The following is a 21,770-nucleotide window of genomic DNA, read 5'->3' as shown; positions in this document are numbered from 1 at the left end:
GATGAAAACTTCCGTATCTATAACGGAAATACGACTATCCCAATCACTCAGAACTCTCTCGTTCAACGAAACGAAAAAAGCCCGTTTAGTTCGATTTTGCCCACTAAAAAGATACTCGTATACGTATTCACATCTGGTTTAGTAAACGTAAATAGCATCAAATGGAGAACCAACTACAAATATTGCCTCAAATTCCGAAGGCTGATGGCCAGGCTTTCAAACGGATCGCGCCTGCAAACATCCTGTTCGACTACAAACCATTCCACTCCCGTTTCCCGGCACGCTTCAATGATGGCTTTGAAATTCAAGTTCCCTTCGCCAACCTCTGCAAATACCTGCTGATGATCGATAATTTCCAAATCCTTCAGATGGACAACTCCCATGCGTCCCTTTACCTGATGAATCGCATCAACCGGATTCACTCCGCCTACATGCACCCAGTACGTATCAAGTTCGAAGCCGAATGCGGCCGGGTCGCTCTCTTCTCTCAAAATATCCATACCCGTTCTGCCTTCGAATTTCTGGTATTCGAACTGATGATTATGATAAATGAATTGCAGATCATGCTCCTTCAGCCGCTTTCCGATCTCGGACGCTTTCTTCGCAAAAGCCGCATATCCTTCCGCGCTTGTCCGGTACTCTTCCGGGATAGAGCCTATCCCGACATACGGGCAGTTCCACAGCTTGTGCTTCTGAACCGAGTTGTCAAAGTCATTCACTAATGAATCAAAGCTAACATGCGTCGCGCATATCCGCAGACCCGCAGCATCCGCTAATTGTTTAATTTTTTCCGGCGCAATAGGACCCACACCTGAAACTTGAACCGCCTGATACCCTATATCTTTCACCTTGCGCAGTGTCTGTTCCAAATCAGCCTCAGTCTTGCAATAGTCGCGTAACGTATACAGCTGCACTGCGATAGTAGATAAATTCATAGAACCGCCGCCTTCTTATCAAATTGTGATTGGCTAACCATTGATATCAGTAATTGTATCATTTTTCATGAAAGCGCTGCTTTACTGAGGTTAGCGAACCATAGGCCGCCAATTGATTATAGTTGACCAAAAACCGCATCATTGCTCGTTAAAACACTTTGTTTATCGAATCAGCACTTCCTTTGTCACCTGTGCAGGGAATCGCTCCATAACAGCGAATTATCCATAACTGACCATCCGAAACGGAGGGATCGAAATGGGTACTTTGAAAACGAAGGATGCCGCAGATCTGCTTTCCGTCAGCCAAACGACGATCAAACGTTGGGCTTCCACTTTCCCTAATTTCTTTCAAAAGGACCGGTTTGGCCATTATACATTCTCGGAGCAGGAAATTGATCTGCTCATTCATATTAAAGACCGAATCGATCAAGGGGAAACATTGAACGGCATTACTCTCATGACTAACCAGCAGCAGCAGCAGCAGCCGGAGTCTCTTCAAGCTGAGACTCCCCAGCACATACTTGACCCGTCCATGGAAGAAATGTTAAACAGAATCGAGCATATCGAACGTTCGATTGATCAGAAAGCCGACGAAGTCGTCTCGGTCCAGCTGCACCGGCAGCGCGAGGAACTCGATGAGCTGCGCCAAATGATCAAGCAATTAGCCGCATCCATAGAAACGATTCAGACGCCAAGCAGCAAAACCTACCCGTCACACGATGAGTGTCACCCGGCCGCCATCGCCAAGCTTGAGGCTGCGCCAAAGAAGCGCGGGCTTTTGCGCTCTTTTTTCTCATTCCTCTAAGGCGATAAAATGAAGAGTGGCTGTCCCTAAGGTCAACAATGATCTTAGGGGCAGCCACTCTTTCTTTGCTATAGCTCTATGATCCTCCCAATACAGCAGCATCACCCGATATAAACGACTACTCCATCCCGCTGCAACGCTTTGGGAAGCTCTGTCTGCAGCAATTCGATCCGGCTCGCCAGCTTTGCCATCCGTTCCCCGCCGGCTTGGCTTAAGGCCCACTGCTTCAAGCGGGCCAGCTCATCCAGCACCGCAGGCAAATCTTCTTTCATGACGTCGATCCCGGTGGAGAAGACGGGCACCCATTTCAAGCCTAATGTTTCCGCGGCAGGCTCCCAGCACTCCGAGAAGAATGACTCGGCCGCGACGGGCACGTTGAATTGCCGTTCGAAATCATTGACGGGCTCGGGTATAAAAGCGCTAATGGACATTACGGTTTCCCCCCAAACAAAACATTAAATTTGTATTCCGGAAATTCCGCTCTCAACTGATTCAAGCTGTTCTCGACGGCGCTTCGAAGCTCCGGAGTGTCTCCATCCAGCCGGAATACGAAGTCGCGGATCGATTTAATCTCTTCCAAATCGGGCACCTCGGTTGACCCGTTAGGTGTCGGCCTTGTCGAGACCGCTTTTTCCATCATATTTTCAATCCGCGTCCGCGTCTTTCCGAGTATTTGCTTGTCGGCAAACTGCTGCGGCGTCTGCGCGGGCTGTCCCGTGCGCGGATTGATGCGATCCAGCCCTTTGGCTGTCTTATCTTCGTAGAAAATGCCATTCTCCAAATCGATTTCATCGAACTCGCCTAGCGGATTTCCCCGATGATCGACAATTTCGACCTCATTGTACTTTTTACCTGCCACTGCTGCCTTATCGTCGTCATTGTCACCCTGCTTATCCTTATCCTCCGGCTCATCGTCTTCCGGCTTCTTCGGATCTTCCGGATGCTTGCCGGGGCCTGTGCCACCGTTCTTCGGTGGTTTATTAGGAACATCGACATCCGGCCTCCGGAGGCCCAGCTTGTCTAGAAGCTTGCGCAAATAGCCGCGCCCCTTCTTCCCCGCCCATCCGAGCGCTCTGCCAAACGGTATTCGGCTTAGTATAATGCCTGCCGCTGCGGCGAACGCATTCTCGGGCGTCAGCAGCTTCTTGGGATCGCGGATATAGCCCGCAATCTCATGTCCGCTGCCGGCGACGCCCGTCGCAGTCAGCGCGATGCCGACGGCCGGCCAGAACGAGGCGAACAGCAGCGACAGCGCAAGAGCGCCAAGCAGAATCGCACCCTGCTCATACCATTCCAGCCGATCCCACCAATTTTGCAAGGAGTCGAACAGACAAGAGAAGCAAGCCGTTCCATCGCCGCCCGAGTAGGCCTCTATGCCTGCGAACAGACCGGCAGCTAGCAGTACGGCTGCGAGTCCGGTAAGCACAAGATAGAGAACCTTCATCCGCTCGCGGACATGCTCCTGTCTGCCTGCCGCTTCCTCGTTTCCATAAAGCAAATTAAATCCAAGCTCCCGCCGCTCCCGGTAGAAGCCGAGCCAATAACCGAATTTCCCCCGGTCCAAGAAGAGAGCGTGGACGATGTTCCACAGCTCAGAGAACGGATTAAGAAGCAGCTCGTTCGACAGCGCAGGAAGACTTCTCCGCACTTTATTCAGCGACCAATAATCGGCAAACAGCGATGCCGCAAGCATCATAAGGAACACCGGCTGCGTCTTATATCCGCTGCCAGCCCATTCATGAAGGAGAAACAGCCAATCCGGCAGCTTGTACTGGCCGTTATAGGCGGCATGATCCAGAATTGACCAGAGCAGAATCAGTGCCGGGAACAGAAAAACCCATCTCGTCAATCTTGTCCGCAGCCGGTACGCGATTCCGCATGCCAGCGCGATCATGGCGGTATGTACGGGATGGCCGACGCTCATCATCGATGGCAGCCAGCTTTCTTCGAAACGCCCGGGAAACAGCGCGAACAAGTCCCAGTGGATCGTTTCGCCACTCAGCATCGTATAGCTGTAGCCAAACTTATCCCCGATTATGCCTGAATTCAGCCATCGGCGGGATAATTCCTCCATCAGCTGGAAACCGACCCCCGCCGCCGCGCCGGTCAGCGTATAATCGCTTAAGCTCAAGGCGGAAGCGCGGCGCGAGAACAGCAGAAAAACGCCGAGCGGAAGGAGCTTCCACGCTTCCTCGAAAATCGGCGTAATGACGGCAACGGACCAGGTGTCGGATGTTCGCCCGCCGACGAGCGCATGGACGGCATTAACCGTAAGCGCCGTGAACGGCACGACAAGAAAGACGCCCGCCAGGACGAACAGAACGACCGTCTTCCACGGCAGCGTTTTGCTCCGGCACAGAAACCAAAATTGCAGCAAGACATAAAACGACCATAAATATTGAACCATCATAGTGCGGGAGTCTTCAATGAAAAACAGGCTTAAGACAAACGCGGCCAACGAGATCCATGAAAAAATCGTGTACGACAGCCTGATAAACGGATATTTCGCAATCCATGCTTGGCATAACCTGTAAATGGCCTCGAGCCGATCCCGGATTCCGGTGCGAATGAACCAAATCGTATTCGTTACGGTCGCCTCCTATTCGCATGTCGCAATTATTCACTCACTCTATCACAACAAAAAACCGGAAACATCGTACAATTTTCCCACATTAATGAAGCGGGAGTCCGGGGAGATTTTGACTATGAGCGGCAAACAAACGATCAATCGTACAGGCATTCATGATATTCAGCTAACATGAAAAAACAGCGCAAAAGGAGTCATGCACCCTCGTGCATGGAATCTCCTCTTGCGCTGTTTATCGTTAGCCTTCTAGCCTTCAATCAGCTGTTTATAAGCGTCCAATTGACGCTGCAGCTCGGCAAGCACCTTGTCGTAGCCGGCCGTTTTCAGCTTGCTGCGGAACTCCTCGACAGCTTTCGCAGGATCTCCTGCTTTGCCGTACGTAATCGCAGGTCCCATCTCGCCCGTAACCTGTGTGATCGCTGTAAGCTCTGCTTCAACCGGCGTCTTATCGAATACGAATTGACCGTACGGATAAGGCTTTTTGATTTTGTCATATTCCGCATAGAGCGTTTCTTCCAGCTGATCCCATGTCGACGCGCTCGGAATTTCGAATTTGTCGACGCGTCCGCCCCAGAAATCGGCGTAGAATGCATCTTTTGCTTCATCATAACCTTCTGGCTGAGTGCGTTTGCCGTCCTTGATGTCATATTGAACGCCTTCCAAGCCATAGTTGATAAGGTGATAAATTTGCTCGTCATTGCGAATCAAGTCATAAGCCATGAGCGCGCGCTCAGGGTTTTTGCTGTGTGCGCCTACGGATGTACCGCCATGCGTGATGGACAGCTCAGTCAGATTGTTGCCCGATGTCCGCGCAAAAGGAAACATTTGCAGCTCGGAGCCAGGCTGATCCTTATCCATCGTAACGCGCAGACCGCCGAAGGTTTGCGTATGATGCTGATCAAGTCCCGATAGGCCGGCACGCAAAGCGGAACGGTTATCGTTTTTGTTGTTCAGCACATCCTCGCGCCAGTAGCCTTTATCCGCCCAGTCTTTCATGAGTGTAGCAAAGTTCAGGAAGGTATCCTCGAATACCGGGCTTACTACCGTATATTTCTCGTCAAACGATTTAGTCGTAAATACAGGCAAATAGCCAGTGGAAATCGGAAGCTCTAAATTATCCGTGTAGGATTGCGCATATCCGCCAAACGTGCTTGTTGATGCAACGGCATCCCAAGGAATAACGCCTTCTTTGTTGTCCTTAATGAACTGCAGATATTGACCAATGCCTTCCCAATCCTTAATCGGCTCGGTAATGCCCGCTTCCTTAGCCCAATCACCGCGGTAGAAGAAGCCGTGGTTAACCCATTGCGTATAATCGTTTTCCGGAATCAGCACGATATCGCCGTTATACTTGCTCTCCGACCAATCCTCTTCCGGAACGGAGCTCCACGTTTGAGGCGCATATTCCGGCAGCAAATCATCCAGCTTCATGAAGGCACCCCGCTGCGCATTGCCCCAAGTATCAAGCCAGTCGGTACCGATCGTAATTAAATCTACCGGTTCGCCCGATGCCAGCAGCAGGTTATATTTGGTTTGCCAATCTGCCCATTCAACCCACTTCCACTCCAGCTCGGCGTTAATTTTTTCTTTCATCAGTTTATTTACTTCACCGAGCACTTTCTCGAACTGCCCGTTGGTCGGCTTATTGCCAAGCACGACGTAGCTGATTTTTACGAACTTGGACGTATCTGCGCCTTTATCGCCCGCTGCCGTATTCGTGCTGCCTGTATTGCCCGCGCCCTCGTTTTTGCCAACTTCACTCTTGTTGCCCGAGCCTGAGCAGGCTGCAAGACTGAAGATCATGATGATCGCGATCAGCAAAGCGGAAACCTTCTTGAAATTGGACATAGCGTAACTCCCCTTTGTTTTCATAAATCGGGCATTGCCCGTTATGTGAAGAGGCCGTTTATTGGCCCCCGGCACATCAGCCTTTTACAGCGCCAACTGTAATTCCTTTGATGAAATACCGCTGCACAAACGGATAGAACAAAATGACAGGTCCCGTGGCTACGACTGCGGTAGCCATCTTCATCGATTCCAGAGGCATGTCCCGAAGCTCTACATTAGATGCGGCCGCGGAATTGCGGATAAAGTCTGCGCTGGTAACGACGTTATACAAAAACAGCTGAAGCGGACGGTACTTCATATCCGGCGACAGAAAAAGCATGGAGTTGTACCACTCATTCCAGTAGCCGAGTGCGATAAACAGACCGATTGTCGCTAAAGCGGGCGTGGTCATCGGTAAAATCAGCTTCATAAAAATAGTAAAGTCTCCGGCTCCGTCGATTTTAGCCGATTCGGTAATCGCATGCGGAATGGAACGGACAAAGCTCTTCATCATAATAATGAGAAACGGACTGAGCAGCCCCGGAAGCAGAACGGCCAGGTAACTGTCCTTCAGGCTCAAATACTGCGTCATCAGCAGGTAAAAAGGGACGAGCCCGCCGGAGAACAGCGTTGTGAAATAAATGAAAAACGAGATACCGTTGCGGTAGCCAAAGTCCGGGCGCTGAAGCGCATAGCCGGTCATCGCTACGAGAAAGAGGCCGAGCACGGTACCTACAATCGTGATCCCCATCGTGACGAGATAAGAGCCGATAATAAGATCGGGATTTTCAAAAACGATTTTGTAGGCAAACGTGCTAAAGTCGCGCGGCCAAAAGTTAAAGCCGTACTTCTTGATCGCACCCTCCGCTGTGAGCGAGGTGCCGAGAACGAGCAAGAAGGGCAATAGACAACATAGCGCAAAGAACGAAATGAAGAGATATCCGAAGACTTTAACGATAATTCCGCTAATGTCAGTACGAATGCTGCGTGATTCTTCCGTATTTTCCATATTCGACACCTCCTAAAATAACGAGTTTTCCGGCGAAGCCTTCTTCACGAGCCAGTTAGCGGTCAAGACGACGACAAAGCCGAATACCGACTGATAAAGACTCACGGCGCTGCCGATCGAGAAGTTGAAATTTGTCATGAGGGAGCGGAACACATACGTTTCGATAATATCCGTCGTTGGATACAATGCCGTATTGTTAGCTCCCACCAGGTTGAAGAACAGACCGAAGTTTCCTTTGAGAATGCCGCCGAGCGAGAACAGCATCAGAATGATGAAGGTAGGCTTCAGCCACGGAAGCACGATATAAATGATGCGTTGGAATGCATTGGCGCCGTCGATTTCCGATGCTTCGATAATTTCGTTATCAAGCCCCATGATGGCCGCAAAATAAACGATGGATCCGTATCCCGTCGACTGCCACAGGAAGGTCAGCACGATAATAAACGGCCATATTTTCGGATCGGAATACGTCTTGACGGGCTCCATGCCCAGCGATTCCAAAATACTGTTCAGCAAGCCGTAATCGTAGCTCAGAACGTTATAAGCGATCAGACCGATAAGAACGGCAGATATAAAATGCGGCAGGAACATGAGCGTTTGCGTTACTTTTTTGAACCATTTCTTGCGGATCTCGTTCAGCAGGATTGCGACAAATATTTGCAGCACATTTCCTAAAACGATAAATACCAGATTGTAGGCAACCGTATTGAACGAAAGCCGCCACAGGTCGCCGTTAATGATAAGAAAACGAAAGTTATCAAACGCGACAAACGGGCTTTTGAAGATGCCGTCTGAGTAATTGTAGTTAATAAAAGCCAGATACAGGCCGGGCATCGGCAGATAGGCAAAAACGATAAAAAAGGCGATGGCCGGCACGCACATGAGAAGCAGCGTTTTGTTATTCCAAAATCGTCTCAGCTTGCCGCCGCTCGTTCGCTGCAGTTTTTTCGCGGGTGCCCTTTCGACTAAAATTGTTTCCATCCTAATTCCCCCCTCGTTGTCATAGGCTAGACGGCTGTGAATTGAATCGATTCCAACCGGCCTTGCTTATTCCGGTCAACCGCTTCCAGCAGAATCGCCAGATTTCCCTTATCCGCCTCATACCAGACTCCCGGCAAATAGAAGGAATCCGGGCTTCCGCCCGAAAAGACAGGCCGGTTCGCATCGTCTCCTGGCAGCCAAATCCGTCCCACGATCCGCTCCTCCAGGAACACAGTCAGTTTAAGTCCTGCCCCTGCAACCCTTGCACGCCAGCCCATCCCCGCTTCCGAATTGACCGTAGAACCATAAAGCCATGCTGTCTCGCCCGGCTCCAGGACGACGGGGAGCTCAGCAGACCGTACATCTGCCCTCTGACTCTCCGCATGCGCGAACAGCTCCTTCTCCTCCGCTCCGCTAACCGTCCAATCGGCTGCCGCGACGCCTTCATACAGGAACACCTGTCCGGACGGTAAACCGAGCACCCTCTCGACGTATACCGTCAGCTCCACCGTTTCACCAGCTGTTACATGCTCAGATATATCGAGGTAGGGGTCGAACGGATTTACCGCTCCGATCTCCTTGCCTCCCACGAACAGCCGGGCCAGCGACTGAATGCCCTGGAAATGCAGCGTCCACGAGCTGGCGGCCTCGGATGCCCGGAACGTTTTCCGGTAATATTCGAACGCCGGGTGATCGGGAGACAGCCAGCCCCCAAAGTTTACGATCGGCCACAAGCTGCAGTCGGGCGATGCTGTCAGCTCGGTGCGCAAGGTCCGGTCCGCCGCGCGATGTACGCTCCAATTGCGGCTGAGGTCACGAATCTCCGTTACGGCCGACAATCCTGTAAGTCCCTTCATCGCATGCAGGCGCAGCCCCGGCAGCCTAGCGTCGTCAAAGTTCGAATGTCCCCAAATTTCTGCTCTGGCAAGCAGCCTTCCGTCCTGAAGACCGCCGCTGAGTGGAAGGTAGGAGCTTCCTCCAGCCGGCGTAACCGTACCGGCATATTGTCCACCCGCATACAGTGATATGACGTCGCTCCCCTGCCTGATTAGCATCCCTTGCACCGCCTTGCCATCGGGCGGCTGAACAGCCGCTTCATACCAGGCGTATCCGCGGTATATGCCGCCGTGCTCCAAGTAATCCGCCTTCTCCTCAGTCGGCCGCCCGCCCCCGGCTTTCGCTGTCATCGGCACTGCAGCATCGAAGATGCTGAGTCGCCAACCGGCTGCCGCCTCCTCCGAGGTGTCCGGGTAACGCAGCGGATTTCCATACTGCATGACGCCGCAATCATCTATGCCTTCCGCATAAAGCGCTTTCAACCTGTCGGTTATAAACAGTTTCAGCTCACGCCCATCAGCAGCAAGGATCGAACAGAAGCCATCCTCATTCCCGTCAAAAGCTACCGTTAACCGGCCTTCAACCGATTCAGCCGTTACATTTACCGCCTTCACTTCGAACGGCGCTTCGAGCTGCAGTATAATTTCTCCTTTTCCTTCGGTATGAAAGGCAAGACTGACTCCTTCATAGGAAGATTGCGCCATGTAAAGCTCTGCGGTTGAGCTTTCAAGCTGTCCATCGCAGCCCCACAGGCCGAGCGGAACCTGCACAGGAAGCGCCAGCGATCGTCCGGCTTTAAGCGTGAAGCCGCATTCGGCAGCCGCATTCGCTTCGCCGGCACTAACAAATGCTGTCTCTTTATCCGTGTCATCCAGATTCGTTACGAACAGAAGGCTTCCGCCGCCTTTCAGCTGCAAGACATAAGGACCGGCCACTCTCTCGCAATTTCCGGACATCGACCATTTGGCGGATACGCCGCTCTCTGCCGCAGCTTCTGCAAGCGGAGCGCCGTAAGCCGCGATGAGCCGGCTGAGCAGCCTGCCCTCATAAGCTTCCTCGCGGATATGCCCTTCCGGAGAGATCATCCCGCCGAAATCATAATCCGAGGTCATGAACGCCAGCGGCTTGCCCCAGTTGTTCGTGGCGTTCGTAAATCCGAAATCCGTACCCGACACCTGAAGATAAGGACCGAGCAGCTTGACTCCGCAGGAGAGCAATCTGCGCAGCAGGTAATGCGACCGATTCGTCTCCGTTACGAGCAGCGGGTAACCGAGTTTAGCTGCGGCATTGCCGTAGTGAAGCACCTTTTGCTCAAATTCGGCCTCCCGGTTATCCGGATAAAAGTTGCAGGTTGGCACAACATTGTCCGCGAGCCCCGAGGCTTGCAGCAAGCCGCCTTGCCCTGCGCAGGCGAACAGCGGAACCATAATGCCGTGCTGAAGCACCATATCGCGCAGTGCCGCTATATATCCTTTCGGATCCTGGCAATCATAGAAATCGAGCTCATTATCGAGCTGAACGCCGATCACGGTTCCGCCCTCTCCCGCTTGACTCGCCTTCAGCAAAGGCAATATGCGGTCAAACCATTTCGAAACGCAGCTCAGGAAGCCGGGATCATTGTCGCGAAGCTTCATGCCTTTCGTCAGCAGATAGGCGGGCAGAGCGCCTCCATCCCATTCGGAGCAAATATAGGGACCCGGCCTTGCGACGACGTATAAGCCTGTCTCTGCCGCCATTTTCAGAAATGCGGCAACATCACGCTCTCCGCTGAAATCCCATTCCCCTTCCGCCGTCTCATGATAGTTCCACGGAAAGTAAACATCGATGCTGTTATAGCCGAATGCTTTCAGCTGCTCCATCCGTTCCTTCCAAAGCGCTCTTGGAATGCGGAAGTAAAACAGCGAAGCGCATAGCAAAATATGAGGAGTTTCATTAATTTTTACGGCTTCCGCATCAAACTTCACAACCGCTCTTGCTCCGATTTCCATATTCATTTCATAACCTCCAACGGAATAGGCTAAAGCACTCTAAATACAATCCATTTAATGCAATCGGTTTCATGTAACCCGTTACATTTTTAAACAAAAAATAAATACACTACACGACCGGTATAATCAGAACAGCATTTCTGCACGGTAAGCTGATGTGTATTTACGTAATGACTGGTTTGAAAGCGGCAGTCCGGCTATTATGTAACGGGTTACATTTTTGCCGGCGACACATTCAATCTTTAGACATCTTGATTTTATTCAACAATGTAAGCGTTGTCAATATCTTTTTTTAAAATTAAGTACTTATTAGCTATTTTCATTTCCGGGCGGGGCAGTAGACTCTCTTACAATGAGTTCAGGTCTTAGCTTCATACTTTTGCTGACCTTATTTTTCATAATCATTTGGTGGAGCATCTCAGCCGCGCTCCGTCCTGCGTCATAGCATTTCAGCGAGATGGTAGTCAGTTCCGGGATGCTGTTAGAGGCATACGGAATATCGTCAAATCCGACAAGCGATAGATCCTGCGGCACCCGAAGCCCCGCTTTGCTCGCCGCCTTCATCGCCCCGATGGCGACAAGATCGTTCGCGCAAAAAACAGCGGTCGGCCGCTCAGACATACCAAGAAGCTGATTCATAAATGCCTTCCCGCTATCTACAGAAAAGCCGCCGTTCAATATCCATTCCTTCCGGACTTGCAAGCCGTTTCTCTCCATCGTTTTCACGAATCCTTGAATACGCTGGATCGTATTGGACATATGCCGAAAGCCGCCAACGAAAGCAATATCGCGATGACCGAGATCAATTAAGTGCTGTGTCGCTAATTCCGCGCCCTCTTTTTCATCGGTATATACGCGGTTCAGCCCTTCGCCCGGCATATTACCGTTAATCAACAGCATCGGCACGCGCTTGCTGACCTCAACAACCTCGTTTACCAATTCCTTGCTGGGCTTGGCCAGGTTGATCCGGCCGCCTAACATAATAATGCCATCTACCTGCTTCTCGATAAGAATATTCAAATATTGCGACTCGCGCACGTACTGCTCCTCCGAATCGCCGTTTGTCGACACGGTATCGCATAGAAAAAACGTGTAGCCTTTGCTTCTTGCTTCCTGATCGAGACCGGCCAACACCTCGGGGAAAAAAGGGTTCGTAATGTCCGGCAAAATGACGCCAATCATCCCGGTTTCCTTCTTAAACAGGCTTCTGGCAAGCGCGTTCGGCTGGAACTGATGCTTCGTGATCAGCTCCATCACCCGATCTCTCGTCGACTTTTTCACCGGAGCCGTGTTGTTGATTACGCGCGACACCGTGGCTACTGAGACGTTAGCTTCCCTAGCGATATCATATACAGTAACCTGCTTAATAGCTGCTCACTCCTCAGTCTATAAATTCATTCTTCAGTAGAATAACAGACTTTTGATTAAAAGAAAACGAATTATTCCCTTTATTTGTAACTGCTGCAGCCTAAAGCGCACATTGTTGGAAGACAATTTGAGAACGCCCTCAAGTTTGTCATATGTTTACGAAAACCGCCCTTCATTCATTGTACGCTTTAGTGAACAGCTTCCGGTTCAATTTGGGAATAAAGATCGCTAAAAACGCCGACCGCCCTATACTAAATACAATGAAAGCTAACCATAAGCCGTGATTATGAAAGTTAGGCACCAGTGTGAAATAAGCAATCAGATACACCATCAATGCCAAAATCATCGAGTTTCGAATGGATGAAGCTTCGGTTGCCCCAGTAAACACACCATAGAGAATAATACCGAAGCTTGCCGAAAGCGGATATAGAACAATCCACCATCCGTATGTGTTAGCCAAATGGATGACATGCGGTATACGTGTGAATAACTGGATGAAGTATTCACTAAAAAGAAAATAAAGGCCTGCGATAAAAACTGACGAAAGAACTGCCCATTGGCACGATAGCATAAGAGTCTTCTTATAAAGCTGCCGATTCCCCGATCCTACGGCTTTACCCACCAGTATACTTGAAGCATTGGCAAATCCATCAAAGAAGTAAGCCATCATGTAATGAATTTGGATGAGAACAGCATTCGCAGCCAAGACTTCCGTGCCAAAAGAAGCCCCTTTCGCCGTGAAAAGATTAAATACGGCTAATAAACAAAGGGTTCTGATAAACAGATCCCGGTTGACGGTCATCATTTTTCCGAATGAGGCGGAATCAACGATCTCTTTAAAAGGAGGCAGCCTAAATCCAAAAGGAGAAACCTTCCATATAAGAATCAATCCAATAACAAAGGCTGTTACTTCTGATATAAGGGTTGCAATTGCGACACCGGATACCCCCCAAGCAAACACGCTTACAAACAACAAGGCAAGAACGATATTCATGAGGTTCATAAAGATTTGGATGAACAAAGAAACTTTTATCTTGGACATTCCCATTAGCCATCCAAGGATCACATAATTCAACAAAGTAAACGGGGCACCCCATATGCGAATGCTGAAATAATCAGACGCGACCGTACGAACGTCAGCTTCCGGATTCATTAAAGCTAAAGACAAATGCTCGATAGGCCGCTGAAGGAGAATAAAGCATATCCCTACCACAGCAGCAACGAAAAACGGCCTTGTAAGAGCTAAAACCCCTTGAATTTCATTATTTGCTCCATGTGCCTGGGCAGTAAAACCCGAAGTACTGACCCGTAAAAAGCCAAATAACCAGTACATCGTATTAAAAATAATGTTCCCAACAGCTACTCCGCCAATATAAGCAGGATCAGGCAGGTGTCCGACAACTGCTGTATCTACAGCACCAAGTAAGGGGGTTGTTATGGTTGAGATGATGAGGGGAATAGCGAGTGTCAGATAAGACCGATGATTCAAAGATACCTCTCCCTACGCATATTTATCATTCAAACATGGCTTTGAAAACTATATTCGTTCCCACATTCGTATACATTACGATTAAGAGTAGCACATCACTTTGTGATCGTAAACATCTAAGCGAAAATCACATATGCCAAGGAATGAATGAACCCGCTCAAAAAGATAACGTTGAATATGATGTTATCGTCAAAAAAAAAAAAAAGCAGTCCAAAACCAACTTTCTGGCTGTGGACTGCTCTTTGTTATTTAAGCCTCTTCCTTTGAACTCTTCGGCTTCTCCTCGTCGTCGATCATTCCTTTGGCCCCTCTTTTAAACTCGGACAGAGTCGTTCCAATCGCTCTCCCGAGTTGAGGCAGCTTGGATGGTCCAAAAAGAAGCAAACCTAATATTACAAGCAGCACAATACCTGCTACACCTATGTTCGTTGGCATAGGAATCACTCCGTTCTTATGTGAAATCAGAAGTTAACCAAAAGTGCCGTTACATACATGACGATGATACCGAGCGCTATACTGCCGTAATTAATCCATGAGATGGAAGGCGTACCCTCTGCTTTGGAGTCTCTTAAGATCATTTTGAAAATGACATAGATAACTTGAGCGATCGCGCCGGCGCCTATGCCGAAGAACAATGCTGCCAATGTTTGGTTAAACACAAATCCGCCGATCCAGGTTCCTAAGATGGCTGGTCCTCCGCCCATGACGGCCAATGCCAAAAATGTTTTTAACGTCGGCCTTGTCTTCAGCAGCGGTGCGGCGATACCGACGCCCTCCGTAATATTGTGGAGCGTAAAGCCGATAATGAGAAACGTCCCAAGCGCTGCCTCACCGGCAGCAAAAGCGGCCCCGATTGCGAGTCCTTCGCCGAGATTGTGCAGCCCGATTCCTCCGGCAATTTTGTAGGCTACCCTTTTGCCGCTATCGCTGTTAAGCTTAGATTTCTTCGAGCTGGCTTGATCTACTGCTATCAAAAATAAAAAGCTAAGCAGCGCCCCGAACCAAACGAGTCCGGTGCCTTGGAAGATGCCGGGTGCTTCCGCACCAAGCTCCATCCCTTCTTGAACGGTATCGACTGCCAGGAAGAAGAGCAAACCGACCGTAAACGCCAATACGCCCTGAATGCCTCTGGACGAGAAGCGGCGCATGAACGGAAACCACAGCAAGCCGAGTCCGACAGGCACAACGCCTACATAAAAACCAATTAAAGAATACTGCAGGAACCGATTCGTATCCGCTTCCGGCGTTTTCATCGCAGCTTCTACTTCGCCGGTAAAAATCAATCCGTTTTCCGTAATCAGCTTGATCTCATGCGGATCTCCTTCTACCCACGGATATGGGATAGACACGGTTGCCTTTTCAAAGCGTTTAATCGTTGGACTAGGTGAATAAGTCGCATTCCAGAAAGCGTCATCGACCGCAACCTGCGCAACCGTCAGCTCCTCAGGTCCAGAATTTAGAACACGAAGCTCGAATCCATTGTCAGTCATAATGATTCTTTCAATATTTAATACTTCAATTGGCGCAGCTTGCTTCTCTTCAACGCCAGTACCCCAATTACCAATAAAATAAATTATGCCTGCGAGCAGGAGCAGAGGCAATATTCCGAGCAGCCAAACGGATACTTTGTTTGACTTTTTGGTTATCAATTCAGTTTGCACATGATACTCCTCCTTTTTTATTCGGCTTCAAAGAATCCCATCCATCCAAGCTCGGCAAACTCGCTTTGGTGCGCATGGAACATATATTTCCCCGGTGTTGGGAATGTAACTTCAATAATGCCTCTTTCGCCTTGGCACTGCATGACGATATCCGTATACAGCGGACGCGCATCCGGGTCTGCCCCAATCGGATAGTAGTTGAAGAAATTCGCATGCAAATGGAACGAGTTAATCGGGTCGAACTCCGTCAAATTACTTAAATAAATACGTACCAGTTCTCCCGTTTTTACTTTTATAGGCTTGGACTGATAAGCGAATGCGTAGCCGTTTACGGTGTATACCTCGTTCTCGCCATCCAAGTCCAAATCGAAGCCGTTCATGACCATCGTCATCTCTTTGGCTGGTTTCCGCGGTTTCTTAGGGTCAATAATGAAATTGCCGTAAAGGCCTTTGTGAATATGTCTCGCTAACGGCGGTACATGGCAGTGGTAAACTTGCAAGCCGGCAGGTTTTGCTTCAAATTCATAAACAAATTCATCGCCCGGGGCAACGGGCTCCAAACCGTCCATATTCGTCGGATGGATACCGTGCATATGAATGGAATGCGGGTGGGACGAAGCATTGCCAAACTTTATCCGTATAATATCGCCTTCTGTACAGCGGATCGTCGGCCCTGGAATGGTGCCGTTATACGTCCACCCCGGAAACTTAATTCCCTTCGCAATTTCTACTTCCGATTCCGATGCGATAATGCTGTACTCTCTTATTGTTCTTCCGTCAGCAGACTTGCTCACAACACCATAGTCAAATGCTGTTAATGCCTTCACCGCTGCTTCCAAACCAGGAGTGGAATCGGTGCCTGGATCGTAGCCATGCGCCATGCCATGCTTCATCTGATTATGAAGGGCATGATTCATTTCTTCCTTCCCCATGGCGTTCGCAGTTTTGCCGAATAATGCACTCGTATTCAAAAAGCTGCTGCCTAATACTCCCAAAATTCCTGCTGCTCCGATTTTCAATACGCTTCTTCTTGATAAATTATTTTTTTGATCAAGTGACATTATACATTCACCTCCAAGTTTAGATAAGGAAATTGTGTTGCATTAACGCAACATAATTAATAAAAAAATTTTATTTTACCTAGGGACAAAATGTTTCCCCTCGGAAACTTTTCTCTTATTATAGTATATGCTGCTCATGCCTATTGTAAAGCCATTTTTTTTTTGCTTTTTAATAAACTTTCGGACATAAAAAAAACTTCCAGTGCAGGAAGCTTTTTTGTAACGAATTCTCCGTTATACGCCTGTAATTTGGATATGCGCTATACCGTTTATTCGAATGAAACGACTCTTTTTTCCTGACTGCTCTTTTTAACCAATTCGATAACCTTTATCGTATTCATGGCATCGGCCGCGTTTACAGGAACCGGCTTGTTATCGGCAATGGCTTCGTAAATGCCTTTATAGAAAGCTTCGTAGGAGCCTGCTTTTGTTTCAATCTTACCTTTGAGCAGCAGATCACCGACATTTACCGTTAATTCTCCATAGCTTTCTTCCAGGTCCTTGCCCCAGACAGCGTCGCCAGGCACCTTGCCTTGCTTTAATGAATCCTCTTGCGAGTCCAAGCCATATTTAATAAAGCTGCCCTTATCCCCGTGTATTTGAAATTTAGGACCGGCGCTCTTTACGATCGATCCGGAATGCAAAATAACCCTCAATCTTCCATATCCTAAAACAATATGAAAATAATCATCGATAACCGAATCGTTTCTCTGGGCCATCACATCGCCAAACACCGTTTCAGGCAGTCCAAATAAATGCAGCGCTTGATCGATCAAATGCGAGCCAAGGTCATAAAGCATGCCTGAGCCCTCCATATTTTGCTCTCTCCACCGATTGGTTACTTCAAGGCGATACCGGTCATAATGGGCTTCATACGAATAGATTTCGCCCATAACGCCCGACGCTAAGCATTCCTTAACGGTAAGGAAGTCATTATCCCATCTTCTGTTATGATAAACGCTTATTATTTTATTTTGCTTGGCAGCTATTTCGATCAGCTCTTGCGCTTCTTTAGAATGGATAACGAACGGTTTCTCGACCACGATATGTTTTCCCGATAATAAGGCTTGCTTGGCAAATGGATAATGCGTCGTGTTTGGCGTAGTGATGATTACAAGGTCTATAGCAGGGTCGGACAATAGCTGTTGGGCATCGGAAACAACCTCTACGTCCGGATAATCTTCCTTTACTTTCAAAGCATTTGAAGAAACGATTTTTGAAATTTCTAGTCCTTCAACCGTTTGGATAATAGGCGCATGAAAAGTTTTCCCTGAAAAACCGTAACCAATGATGCCGACCTTTACTTTTCTCAAATCATCCATCCCCTTCGATTGCAAAAAATTATGAATACGACCTCATGATAAGTTAAAAAATTAAATAATGCAAGAAATTTAAGTTTAAAACTTATTGATTTAAGTAATATTGAAACATTTTGGCGAGAAACTTATACTGATAAGTGAATTACTTTTCCGGAAGAGGTTAAATGATGAATCAGGATGAAAGAACGCAGGCTATCGTGCAGTATTTGAAAGAAAAACAAAAAATTCAGCTTGAGGATATTTGCGAGCTGTATGGCGTTTCCCGCGATACCGCAAGGCGCGACTTAGTGAAATTAGAAGAAGACGGCGCTATTATACGTATTCGGGGCGGAGCCATGCTGCCCACGCTTACGAAAACGATAAGGAGCTACAGGGAACGGTTTCAAGACACGGGAAACAAACGCGCGATCGGCCAATTCGCGGCATCCCTTATAAAAGACGGAGACTATCTGCTAATGGATACCTCGACGACCGTACAATATGCCGCTGAATCCTTATATACCATAAACAATGTCGTAGTAACCAATTCCATAGATATAGCCGGCGTTTTGTGTGAAAACCCGGATATCAAGACACATCTGCTGGGAGGCGAATTAAATGCCTGGCACCGGAATGTCTCCGGCCCCCGCACATTAGAAATGCTGTCTGACCTCAAAGTAGATAAATTATTTCTCGGCGCATGCGGCCTATCTTCCGTCGGGCTAACGGCCCCTTCTGTTGACGAGGCTTATTTGAAATTGAAGATGATTGAAAGAGCCGATCAAGTGATCGTATTAGCTGAATCGTCAAAATTCGAAAAGCAGCTATTCCATCGGATATGCGATTTCGGAAAAATTAATGTCATTGTTACGGATCGGGAACCCGATCGTAAAATGAAAGAAATTTTAACGGATAAACAAGTTGAACTTTTGATCGTCCCCGGGCTTATCTGAGCTCGGGCTTTTTTTTTGCGCGAAAAGACTAACCTCGTCTCTCATGTGGTGCTTCCCGGACAGCATTAATAAAATCGCCTCTTTTTGGAAACCAATAACAACGTGCTGCAAACATCCCTTACATAGGCAGAGAAAGGTGGACCGGAAAATATGTCCAAACCGACCGCCATTAGTCCGACCCAGCTGTTCTCCATGATCATCCTGTTCGAATTCGGCACGGCCCTTGTGCTGCCAATCGGCCAAACGCCCGGTACGAATATATGGTTATCGATTTTGCTGGCGATGCCGTTAAAGCAACCCAAAGCAAGAAGAGCGATATTTTCGGCTTCTCGACTGAAATGGAGCGCACGCATCCGAAGGAATGGAAAAAAATGAAAAAAACTGGCCGCTCCTCTATTCCGAAAGCGAAGTGGAAGTGCGCGTGGAAGCCTACATCCGGCGGACAGGACTAAGAGTCAAATCCTATATGAAGCCCAAAAACGAGTAAATGACGCTCCTCTCACCTGGCTATCCTTTCGTGTTCGCATTCTTATTCTTTTTGATGCAGCTGACAATGGGCATCAGAAGCAGAATAATGATCGCAACATAAACGATAATTCTTTCCTGAACCGTTATTACCCTAAACGATTGGGTTAATATACGGACGGCTTCCGGAAACGGGATTCCGGTTATAAGGTCAATGGCAACCAAGTAACCGAGGCAGGTTACGAAGATTAAGACAGTGACAGCCGGTAGCTTCATTTAAACCATCTCCTGCAGCAGATTGAAATTCCTCAGAAATTTTAATGAAAAGCGGGATCAAGTTTCATGACTCGATCCCCTAACACAAAAAAAACCTTTTCCGCATTATTCTTACGCTTATTCGTCGTCTATATCAGGAAAGGCATCGAAGTCGTTCACTTTCGGCACTTGTGTTATATCGTCTTTTTGCTGCATCCAATATCCAATATTACGGTACCAGTCCTGAAACGAATCGTCCAATTGCTGTTCCCGGTTGCGATCCTCATTAACATCAGAATCAACCTCCAACTCCTCCCTGAGAACTGCATAATAATCCTCGTCTGCCCTGTCATTCCGGTCCTCTTCCACGCTAATTTCACCTCCTGAAGTTCTCATCATCCATACGGATTAATCTGCATGAATAAGGAAGTATTTATACAAATATATTGATGTTTCTTAGGATTCCAATGCAGCCAGGAAGAAACGGATGGTCTGTTATTTTATGTTATTTTCACAAAACCAATAATATCACCATATAAACTTAGCATTTTCATAACTTTCAGAGCACAAAACTATTTTATAGTAATATTTGGTTGTATGTCCGGACACATTCAACCAAATATGAAATAGTTGGAGGGGAAAGTAATGATTATCGCTTCAAAAAAAAAATGGTTGGCCTACTTGCTCATCGCTGCCATGATGTTAACTCTGTTCGCCGTAGTTGCAGTGAATCGTAACAACAAGGTTGATGCCGCAACAACATCGTTCCGATTTGTAGTCTTGGGTGACAGCCGCGGATCGACAAACGGGGTTAATGAAACGACCCTTCGCAGTTTGATGACAAAAGTAAAAGGCTTAGCCGTTCAACCAAGCTTTGTGTTATTTACAGGGGATCAGGTGACAGGCGGCGCAGATGTCGGCAATCAACTGACAGCATGGAAAAATATTATGGATGATTATTATCCGATGACTACGATTTATCCGTCTTTGGGTAATCACGAAAATGATGAAACCATATTCAGCAATGCATTTACACATTTGCCTACGGGGCAATTGTCGGGATACCAACGATCAGCTTACTATTTTGATTACGGGAATACGCGAATTATTACATTGAACTCCAATCGCAAAGATGCAAACGGCAAATATATTATTGATGCTAACCAACGCGCTTGGTTGCAGAATACGATTCAGAGCGGTGGAAAAACACATAATATCGTACAATTCCACGTTCCGGCTTATCCAATCGGAGCTCATTACGGCGCATCGCTTGACGCTAACGCCGCTCAGCGCGATGCCGTTTGGGACATCCTCGATGCAAACAATGTGACAGCCGTACTGGTCGGACATGAGCACAATTACAATCGCCGTAAAATTGACAGCACGTTTAACGGGAACGGATACACGTTCGACAATACGATCTATCAATTAACGATCGGCGGAGGCGGCGCTCCTCTTTCTTCTACAAACAGCAATTCAACCAACGTCGTGGTTGGACCTGTTGCCAGCTATCAATATACGGTTGTGGATATCGCGGATGCGACAGCTACCTTCACAACTTACGATATTAATAATAATCAGATTGATTCTATCTCGGTAACGCGCGACGGTTCGACTCCTCCTCCATCGACTACAACGTCATTCCAAAATGGCGTGTATCCTTCAACTAGCTACGCTGGAAACTTAGATACTTACATTTCGCAAAACAGTGCAACAGCAAACTACGGCACCTCAGCAACGCTTCTTGTAGATGGCGATGATCCCAGCGGCAGTACGAAGGATCTAGCATCGATTATGAAATGGGACACGTCGGGTATTCCAACAGGAAAAACAGTGACCTCGGCAAGCATCGCCCTGAGTGTATTCGATGCAAGTGCGAATACCTATGAGCTTTATGAGATGAAACGAAACTGGACGGAAGGCGGAGCTACTTGGAACCAATATGCCAGCGGCTTGAATTGGGCAACGGCCGGTGCAGGCGGATCGGCGGATCGGGGGACAACCGTACTCGGGACGATGACAGCAAGCGGCACGGGAACCTATACGGTTAATTTAAATACTAGCGGTATAGCTCTCGTACAATCTTGGATAAACAATCCTTCAACTAATTATGGAATGATCATTACGGATAGCAGCAATACAGACGGCCTCGATATCAGATCAAGTGAATACTCTACTGCCAGCAGTCATCCAATGTTAAGCGTAACATACGAGTAAGGAGTACATTCATAATAAAAAGGTAGATGATTCC

At 48.2% G+C, this 21,770-nt stretch carries 21 protein-coding genes; 6 read left to right on the top strand and 15 right to left on the bottom strand.

Going from position 1 to position 21,770, the window contains the following annotated elements; genetic code table 11:
• Positions 1 to 173 precede the first annotated feature (173 nt).
• On the bottom strand, positions 174 to 935 hold the full coding sequence (locus AC0YNZ_RS25485) for a sugar phosphate isomerase/epimerase family protein (protein ID WP_475829271.1): 762 nt from the start codon (positions 933 to 935) through the stop codon (positions 174 to 176).
• Positions 936 to 1,191: 256 nt separating this feature from the next.
• Here AC0YNZ_RS25485 and AC0YNZ_RS25480 point away from each other — a divergent pair, with 256 nt between their 5' ends.
• Positions 1,192 to 1,740: a MerR family transcriptional regulator gene (locus tag AC0YNZ_RS25480; RefSeq protein WP_475829270.1), complete on the top strand. Its 549-nt coding sequence runs from the start codon at positions 1,192 to 1,194 to the stop codon at positions 1,738 to 1,740.
• 101 nt (positions 1,741 to 1,841) lie between these two features.
• Here the strand turns inward: AC0YNZ_RS25480 and AC0YNZ_RS25475 are convergent, their stop codons facing one another.
• Entirely contained in the window at positions 1,842 to 2,171 is a 330-nt protein-coding gene (locus AC0YNZ_RS25475) for a hypothetical protein (RefSeq protein ID WP_110773184.1), read from the bottom strand.
• Positions 2,171 to 4,150, bottom strand: coding sequence for a PrsW family intramembrane metalloprotease (locus AC0YNZ_RS25470; protein ID WP_475829269.1), 1,980 nt, complete (start codon positions 4,148 to 4,150; stop codon positions 2,171 to 2,173). Before AC0YNZ_RS25470 ends, AC0YNZ_RS25475 begins: the two co-directional genes overlap by 1 nt.
• Before the next feature lie 157 nt (positions 4,151 to 4,307).
• Between AC0YNZ_RS25470 and AC0YNZ_RS25465 the strand changes: the two genes are divergently transcribed.
• Positions 4,308 to 4,502: a hypothetical protein gene (locus tag AC0YNZ_RS25465; protein ID WP_475829268.1), complete on the top strand. Its 195-nt coding sequence runs from the start codon at positions 4,308 to 4,310 to the stop codon at positions 4,500 to 4,502.
• A gap of 71 nt (positions 4,503 to 4,573) precedes the next feature.
• Here AC0YNZ_RS25465 and AC0YNZ_RS25460 read toward each other — a convergent pair whose 3' ends face one another.
• From AC0YNZ_RS25460 to AC0YNZ_RS25415, 10 genes are all read right to left on the bottom strand, one after another.
• A complete protein-coding gene (locus AC0YNZ_RS25460; protein ID WP_475829267.1) occupies positions 4,574 to 6,175 on the bottom strand; it encodes an ABC transporter substrate-binding protein in 1,602 nt (533 codons plus the stop codon).
• Between the two features lie 76 nt (positions 6,176 to 6,251).
• Positions 6,252 to 7,163: a carbohydrate ABC transporter permease gene (locus AC0YNZ_RS25455; RefSeq protein ID WP_475829266.1), complete on the bottom strand. Its 912-nt coding sequence runs from the start codon at positions 7,161 to 7,163 to the stop codon at positions 6,252 to 6,254.
• Between the two features lie 12 nt (positions 7,164 to 7,175).
• On the bottom strand, positions 7,176 to 8,144 hold the full coding sequence (locus AC0YNZ_RS25450) for an ABC transporter permease (RefSeq protein WP_475829265.1): 969 nt from the start codon (positions 8,142 to 8,144) through the stop codon (positions 7,176 to 7,178).
• 26 nt (positions 8,145 to 8,170) lie between these two features.
• Positions 8,171 to 10,975, bottom strand: coding sequence for a beta-galactosidase (locus AC0YNZ_RS25445; RefSeq protein WP_475829264.1), 2,805 nt, complete (start codon positions 10,973 to 10,975; stop codon positions 8,171 to 8,173).
• Between the two features lie 303 nt (positions 10,976 to 11,278).
• The gene (locus AC0YNZ_RS25440) at positions 11,279 to 12,337 is read right to left on the bottom strand and encodes a LacI family DNA-binding transcriptional regulator (RefSeq protein WP_475829284.1); all 1,059 of its coding nucleotides are present in this window, start codon (positions 12,335 to 12,337) and stop codon (positions 11,279 to 11,281) included.
• Between the two features lie 172 nt (positions 12,338 to 12,509).
• Positions 12,510 to 13,826 (bottom strand): MATE family efflux transporter, encoded by a 1,317-nt coding sequence (locus tag AC0YNZ_RS25435; protein ID WP_475829263.1) that lies wholly within the window; start codon positions 13,824 to 13,826, stop codon positions 12,510 to 12,512.
• Between the two features lie 249 nt (positions 13,827 to 14,075).
• A complete protein-coding gene (locus tag AC0YNZ_RS25430; RefSeq protein ID WP_475829262.1) occupies positions 14,076 to 14,261 on the bottom strand; it encodes a twin-arginine translocase TatA/TatE family subunit in 186 nt (61 codons plus the stop codon).
• 26 nt (positions 14,262 to 14,287) lie between these two features.
• A complete protein-coding gene (locus tag AC0YNZ_RS25425; protein ID WP_475829261.1) occupies positions 14,288 to 15,487 on the bottom strand; it encodes a ZIP family metal transporter in 1,200 nt (399 codons plus the stop codon).
• Between the two features lie 17 nt (positions 15,488 to 15,504).
• Entirely contained in the window at positions 15,505 to 16,548 is a 1,044-nt protein-coding gene (locus AC0YNZ_RS25420) for a multicopper oxidase domain-containing protein (protein ID WP_110773194.1), read from the bottom strand.
• Positions 16,549 to 16,817: 269 nt separating this feature from the next.
• Positions 16,818 to 17,861: an oxidoreductase gene (locus tag AC0YNZ_RS25415; RefSeq protein WP_475829260.1), complete on the bottom strand. Its 1,044-nt coding sequence runs from the start codon at positions 17,859 to 17,861 to the stop codon at positions 16,818 to 16,820.
• A gap of 170 nt (positions 17,862 to 18,031) precedes the next feature.
• Here AC0YNZ_RS25415 and AC0YNZ_RS25410 point away from each other — a divergent pair, with 170 nt between their 5' ends.
• From AC0YNZ_RS25410 to AC0YNZ_RS25400, 3 genes are all read left to right on the top strand, one after another.
• The gene (locus tag AC0YNZ_RS25410; protein WP_475829259.1) at positions 18,032 to 18,799 is read left to right on the top strand and encodes a DeoR/GlpR family DNA-binding transcription regulator; all 768 of its coding nucleotides are present in this window, start codon (positions 18,032 to 18,034) and stop codon (positions 18,797 to 18,799) included.
• Positions 18,800 to 18,949: 150 nt separating this feature from the next.
• On the top strand, positions 18,950 to 19,174 hold the full coding sequence (locus tag AC0YNZ_RS25405) for a hypothetical protein (protein WP_475829285.1): 225 nt from the start codon (positions 18,950 to 18,952) through the stop codon (positions 19,172 to 19,174).
• Positions 19,117 to 19,251: a hypothetical protein gene (locus AC0YNZ_RS25400; protein WP_475829283.1), complete on the top strand. Its 135-nt coding sequence runs from the start codon at positions 19,117 to 19,119 to the stop codon at positions 19,249 to 19,251. The genes AC0YNZ_RS25405 and AC0YNZ_RS25400 overlap by 58 nt, the downstream gene beginning before the upstream one ends.
• Positions 19,252 to 19,306: 55 nt before the next feature.
• On the opposite strand, the gene AC0YNZ_RS25395 is transcribed toward AC0YNZ_RS25400, so the two are convergent.
• Positions 19,307 to 19,540, bottom strand: coding sequence for a YczF family membrane protein (locus AC0YNZ_RS25395; protein ID WP_475829258.1), 234 nt, complete (start codon positions 19,538 to 19,540; stop codon positions 19,307 to 19,309).
• 117 nt (positions 19,541 to 19,657) lie between these two features.
• Positions 19,658 to 19,888, bottom strand: a complete 231-nt coding sequence (locus tag AC0YNZ_RS25390; protein WP_475829257.1) for a hypothetical protein — start codon at positions 19,886 to 19,888, stop codon at positions 19,658 to 19,660.
• Positions 19,889 to 20,164: 276 nt separating this feature from the next.
• Between AC0YNZ_RS25390 and AC0YNZ_RS25385 the strand changes: the two genes are divergently transcribed.
• The gene (locus AC0YNZ_RS25385; protein ID WP_475829256.1) at positions 20,165 to 21,736 is read left to right on the top strand and encodes a DNRLRE domain-containing protein; all 1,572 of its coding nucleotides are present in this window, start codon (positions 20,165 to 20,167) and stop codon (positions 21,734 to 21,736) included.
• Positions 21,737 to 21,770 lie beyond the last annotated feature (34 nt).

It is taken from the genome of Paenibacillus sp. J2L1-98, from assembly GCF_056269405.1.
This window is presented reverse-complemented; position numbering and strand designations above follow the sequence as displayed.

Coding starts and splice junctions, on each gene's coding strand:
- AC0YNZ_RS25485 (WP_475829271.1), bottom strand. CDS start 935: ATGAATTTATCTACTATCGCAGTGCAGCTGTATACGTTACGCGACTAT.
- AC0YNZ_RS25480 (WP_475829270.1), top strand. CDS start 1,192: ATGGGTACTTTGAAAACGAAGGATGCCGCAGATCTGCTTTCCGTCAGC.
- AC0YNZ_RS25475 (WP_110773184.1), bottom strand. CDS start 2,171: ATGTCCATTAGCGCTTTTATACCCGAGCCCGTCAATGATTTCGAACGG.
- AC0YNZ_RS25470 (WP_475829269.1), bottom strand. CDS start 4,150: ATGATGGTTCAATATTTATGGTCGTTTTATGTCTTGCTGCAATTTTGG.
- AC0YNZ_RS25465 (WP_475829268.1), top strand. CDS start 4,308: ATGAACCAAATCGTATTCGTTACGGTCGCCTCCTATTCGCATGTCGCA.
- AC0YNZ_RS25460 (WP_475829267.1), bottom strand. CDS start 6,175: ATGTCCAATTTCAAGAAGGTTTCCGCTTTGCTGATCGCGATCATCATG.
- AC0YNZ_RS25455 (WP_475829266.1), bottom strand. CDS start 7,163: ATGGAAAATACGGAAGAATCACGCAGCATTCGTACTGACATTAGCGGA.
- AC0YNZ_RS25450 (WP_475829265.1), bottom strand. CDS start 8,144: ATGGAAACAATTTTAGTCGAAAGGGCACCCGCGAAAAAACTGCAGCGA.
- AC0YNZ_RS25445 (WP_475829264.1), bottom strand. CDS start 10,975: ATGAATATGGAAATCGGAGCAAGAGCGGTTGTGAAGTTTGATGCGGAA.
- AC0YNZ_RS25430 (WP_475829262.1), bottom strand. CDS start 14,261: ATGCCAACGAACATAGGTGTAGCAGGTATTGTGCTGCTTGTAATATTA.
- AC0YNZ_RS25420 (WP_110773194.1), bottom strand. CDS start 16,548: ATGTCACTTGATCAAAAAAATAATTTATCAAGAAGAAGCGTATTGAAA.
- AC0YNZ_RS25410 (WP_475829259.1), top strand. CDS start 18,032: ATGATGAATCAGGATGAAAGAACGCAGGCTATCGTGCAGTATTTGAAA.
- AC0YNZ_RS25405 (WP_475829285.1), top strand. CDS start 18,950: ATGTCCAAACCGACCGCCATTAGTCCGACCCAGCTGTTCTCCATGATC.
- AC0YNZ_RS25395 (WP_475829258.1), bottom strand. CDS start 19,540: ATGAAGCTACCGGCTGTCACTGTCTTAATCTTCGTAACCTGCCTCGGT.
- AC0YNZ_RS25385 (WP_475829256.1), top strand. CDS start 20,165: ATGATTATCGCTTCAAAAAAAAAATGGTTGGCCTACTTGCTCATCGCT.